Raw genomic sequence first — 714 nt, 5'->3', positions numbered from 1 at the left:
GCATTCGACCCGTCATCTGATCCAGCATGGTCATCGGCGCATCGGCACTATTACCGGCGAACCATGGATGGAAGCCGCGAAGGACCGGCTCAAGGGCTATCGCCGCGCCTTGGCGACGGCCGATATCCCTTTCGATCCGGAGCTGGTCATCGAGGGCGACTGGTCGGCAAGCGCCGGGTATGCGGCGACGAAGGAATTGCTGACGCTGGACGACCGGCCAACTGCGATTTTCTGCCAGAACGACCGCACTGCGATTGGTTGTTACGAGGCTCTGAAGGAGGCGGGGATGCGTATTCCCGAAGATATCTCCGTCATCGGTTATGACGACGAAGAAATCTCGCGCCATCTCCATCCACAATTGACGACTTCAGTCCTGCCGCACCGGGCCATGGGACGCTGGGCAATCGAGCAACTGGATAGCTTTGCGCAGTCATCGGGCACGCGCTATCCGATCACCAAACTCGAATGCCCGTTGGTGGAGCGACTATCGGTGGCAGAGTGCACCGCAAAGCTGGCGTTCTTCGGCTAGTCCCCGGGCTTTTGTTTCGCATAGTCGGCACGATCAATGCCGTGACGCTGCAACTTGTCGTAGAAGGTCTTGCGCGGGATCCCGAGGGTTTCGAGGGTCGAACGCACATCGCCATGGTTTGCGGTCAGTGCATCACGGATCAGGTTTGCCTCGTGCTGCTCCATCGCTTCGGGCAAGTTTACAAT

2 protein-coding genes are annotated in these 714 nt (G+C 59.0%); one reads left to right on the top strand and one right to left on the bottom strand.

Annotation, left to right across the window (positions count from 1 at the left end; all coding sequences use genetic code 11):
- The coding region (locus ACXJ5O_RS28935) for a substrate-binding domain-containing protein (RefSeq protein ID WP_457302908.1) at positions 1 to 529 on the top strand (529 nt) is incomplete at its 5' end.
- Here the strand turns inward: ACXJ5O_RS28935 and ACXJ5O_RS28930 are convergent.
- The coding region (locus tag ACXJ5O_RS28930; RefSeq protein WP_457302907.1) for a helix-turn-helix domain-containing protein at positions 526 to 714 on the bottom strand (189 nt) is incomplete at its 5' end. The two genes, ACXJ5O_RS28935 and ACXJ5O_RS28930, sit on opposite strands and share 4 nt — an antisense overlap.

The sequence above is a fragment of the Phyllobacterium sp. P5_D12 genome (assembly GCF_054049495.1).
Note: the sequence above shows the minus strand (reverse complement) of the source record. Positions and strands in the feature narration are given on the sequence as shown.